Source organism: Streptomyces phytophilus, assembly GCF_013870535.1.
Lineage (GTDB): Bacteria > Actinomycetota > Actinomycetes > Streptomycetales > Streptomycetaceae > Streptomyces > Streptomyces phytophilus.
This window is the reverse complement of the sequence record NZ_JACBXC010000631.1, coordinates 1-3,487: the sequence shown is the minus strand read 5'-3', so window position 1 is coordinate 3,487 and position 3,487 is coordinate 1. Positions and strand designations below refer to the sequence as shown.

Sequence of the window (3,487 nt, the reverse complement as noted above, 5' to 3'; positions counted from 1 at the left end):
CCGCGTCCGGCAGAGCCCTCGGCCCGTCTCCCCGGCGCTCCACCTCGGCCTCCTCCGTCTTCGAGTCCTCCGGCCGTACGAGGGTGCAGGTCAGCTCGCCGCTGTCCGCGTCGACGTCCGCCAGGACCGTGTCCCCGGGGCGTACCGAGCCGTCCAGCAGCAGGTTGGCGATGCGGTTGTCCAGTTCCCGCTGGAGCGTGCGCCGCAGCGGGCGGGCGCCGAACTCCGGCTGGTGCCCGAGCGCGACGAGCCGCTCCTTCGCCGCCTCCGTCACCTTCAGCTCGACCTCCTGCGCGCGCAGCCGACGCCGGCTGCGGTCCAGCAGCAGGTCCACCACGGAGGACAGGTCCTCGGCCGTCAGGCCGTGGAAGATGATGACCTCGTCGATGCGGTTGAGGAACTCCGGCAGGAAGCGCGCCCGCAGGTCCTCCATCAGGTCGTCGCGGATCTCGTCCACCTGGCCCTTGTGCGCCAGGATGCGCTGGGCGCCGATGTTCGACGTCATGATGACGACGGTGTTGCGGAAGTCGACCGTCCGCCCCTGCGCGTCCGTCAGCCGCCCGTCCTCCAGCACCTGGAGCAGCGCCGAGAAGATGTCCGGGTGCGCCTTCTCGATCTCGTCGAAGAGCAGCACGCTGTACGGGCGCCTGCGCACCTTCTCCGTGAGCTGCCCGGCCTCCTCGTAGCCGACGTAGCCGGGCGGGGCGCCCAGCAGCCGGGAGACCGTGTGCCGCTCCTGGAACTCGCTCATGTCGAAGCGGACCATCCTGTTCTCGTCGCCGAAGAGCAGGTCCGCGAGCGCCTTCGCCAGCTCCGTCTTGCCCACGCCGGTCGGGCCGAGGAAGAGGAACGAGCCCGTCGGCCGGTCCGGGTCGCTCATGCCGGCCCGCCCGCGGCGTACCGCCTCCGAGACCGCCACCACCGCCTCGTCCTGCCCGACGACCCGGTCGTGCAGCGCGTCCTCCAGCTTCAGCAGCTTGTCCTTCTCGCTCTCGGTCAGCTGCGCGACGGGGATGCCGGTCGAGCGCGACAGCACCCCGGCGATGTCGTCGGCGGTCACCTCCATCACGCCCTCGCGCCGCTCCTCGACGCCCGCCAGCTCCGCTTCCGTCTCGGCGATCCGCCCCTTGATCTGCGACGCCTTCTCGTACTTCTCCGCCGCGACCGCCTCGTCCTTCTCCCGGCGCAGCTTCGCCAGCCGGTCCTCGCGGTCGACGACCTCGGTGCTGCGGCCCACCGAGCGCAGCCGTACGCGTGCGCCCGCCTGGTCGACGAGGTCGATGGCCTTGTCGGGCAGGAAGCGGTCGGAGACGTAGCGGTCGGACAGCTCGGCGGCGGCGGCCAGCGCCTCGTCGGTGAAGCGGACCTGGTGGTGCGCCTCGTACGAGTCCCGCAGCCCTTCGAGGATCTGCACGGTCTCCGCGACGGTCGGCTCCGGCACCAGCACCGGCTGGAAGCGGCGCTCCAGCGCGGCGTCCTTCTCGACGTGCTTGCGGTACTCGTCGATCGTCGTCGCGCCGACGACGTGCAGCTCGCCGCGGGCGAGCGCGGGCTTGAGCATATTCCCGGCGTCCATGGCGCCCTCGCCGCCGGAGCCGGCGCCGACGACGGTGTGCAACTCGTCGATGAAGAGGATCGTGCTGCTCTCGGAGTCCTTGACCTCCTCGATGACCTTCTTCAGCCGCTCCTCGAACTCGCCGCGGTACTTCGAGCCCGCGACCAGCCCGGCCAGGTCCAGGCCCACGACGCGCTTGCCCGCGAGCGTCTGCGGTACGTCGCCCGACTCGATGCGCTGCGCCAGGCCCTCGACGATGGCGGTCTTGCCGACGCCGGGCTCGCCGATGAGGACGGGGTTGTTCTTGGTGCGCCGGGAGAGGATCTCGACGGTCTGCTCGATCTCCTCGGCGCGGCCCACGACGGGATCGAGGCGGCCGGCGCGGGCCTCGGCCGTCATGTCGCGGCCGTACTCGTCGAGGGTCGGGGTCTGGCTCTGCGGCCGGCTCCCGTCCTGCGCGGCGGGGCCGCCGGGGCGGGCGGACATGCCGGGTGCCCGGCCCTGGGCGGGGCCCGCGGCGGGGCGGGCCGCGGCGGCGTCCGCGGTGCTGCGGAGCCGGTCGGTGTCCATACCGTACGCGTTGAGCAGCCGGGCGGCGCCGGCGTCCGGGTCGTCGAGGAGCGCGCCGAGGATGTGCTCGGGGCCGATGTACGACGTGCCGCCGGCCTGCGAGCGGGCCACCGCGCCCCGGAGCACCCGCTTCGCGGCGGGCGTCAGCTCCGGCTCCGACGAGGCGGTGCTCCCCTCCCCCGGCAGCGCCTGGGCGACGGCGCGCGCCAGCTCGTCCGGGTCGGCGCCGGCGTGGGCGAGGACGGAGCGCGCGGGGTCCACCTGGGTGCAGGCCCAGAGCAGGTGCTCGGTGTCGAGGTCGACGCTGCCGTCCTCCTCGGCGCGGCGCTGGGCGCGGCCGATCAGCTCGCGCGCGGAGTCGGTGAGGAGGCGGCCGATGGGTACGCGCTGGACGGCGGGCGGTGAGCTGGCGGGGGACATGCCGAAGAAGCGGTTGAGCAGCTCGGAGAACGGGTCGGAGGAGCCGTAGGAGCCGAGGGGGGAGAGGGACATAGGTGAGTCTCCGCGGCGGTGGGTGGGTGGTGCCTGGGCCTCACCTCACTGAAACAAGAGCGGCGGAAGGGCGCAAACGGTACGAATCGGGGGCGGGGGGTTGCGGGGGTCGTTTGCCGGGCGCGGGTCAGGGGGTGGTGCGCTCGGGCAGTTCGGTCTGTCCGGCCTGCTGGGCCTGCTGGGTCTGCTGGGTCCGCCTTCGGCGGCGGTGGGCGGCGACGCGCGTACGGGAGGCGCAGGCCGTGGAGCAGTAGCGGCGGGCGCTGCCCGGGCCGGTGCCGAGGTACAGGACGGTGCAGTCGGGGGCGGCGCACTCGCCCCAGGGCGGCTGCCCGTACTCGGTGAGGATCTGCGCCAGGGCGAGGGCGCCGGAGGCGAGGAACCAGTCGGCCCAGCCGGCGTCGTCGCCGCGGTCCGCGTGCAGGTGCCAGGGGTGGTCGCCGTGCCGGGAGAGCCGGGGCAGGGCGCCGCACTCCGCGAACACGTCGTTGAGCGCGGCGGCGGCGCGGTCCGCGTCGGGCTCGGTGAGTACGGCGGTCATCCGGCGGGCGGCACCGCGCAGTGCCTCGGCGTCGGCGTCGGTGAAGGCGGCGGGCGCGAGGTCGGCGGGGGTCTCGCCGTGGGCGGCGAGGAGCCGGGCGAGGTCGTCGCGGGGTACGCGGGGGTCGCGGCGGACGGCGTTGGCGAGGTCGAGGAGGCGTTGGGCGGGGTGGAATCCGTGGCCCGCGGGTGGCGGCGGCGGGGGCATCGGGTGGCTCCTGGCGTGGGCGGGGTGGTGGGTTCAGGGTAGTGGTAACGTCTTGATTCGTTAAGCCGTTACATGAGGGAGGGGGGAAGAAGCTGAGCGGAAGGCGCGCTCGGGGCGCGGGA

General features: G+C 73.8%; 2 protein-coding genes. Both read right to left on the bottom strand.

Translation table 11 applies throughout. The features are described from left to right. Window positions 1-2,617: ATP-dependent Clp protease ATP-binding subunit (locus H5J30_RS22605; RefSeq protein WP_258563484.1), on the bottom strand; the 2,617-nt coding region annotated here is incomplete at its 3' end. A gap of 127 nt (window positions 2,618-2,744) precedes the next feature. Beyond that, window positions 2,745-3,365 (bottom strand): CGNR zinc finger domain-containing protein, encoded by a 621-nt coding sequence (locus H5J30_RS22600; protein ID WP_181789218.1) that lies wholly within the window; start codon window positions 3,363-3,365, stop codon window positions 2,745-2,747. Between the last annotated feature and the right edge of the window lie 122 nt (window positions 3,366-3,487).

Coding starts and splice junctions, on each gene's coding strand:
- H5J30_RS22600 (WP_181789218.1), bottom strand. CDS start 3,365: ATGCCCCCGCCGCCGCCACCCGCGGGCCACGGATTCCACCCCGCCCAA.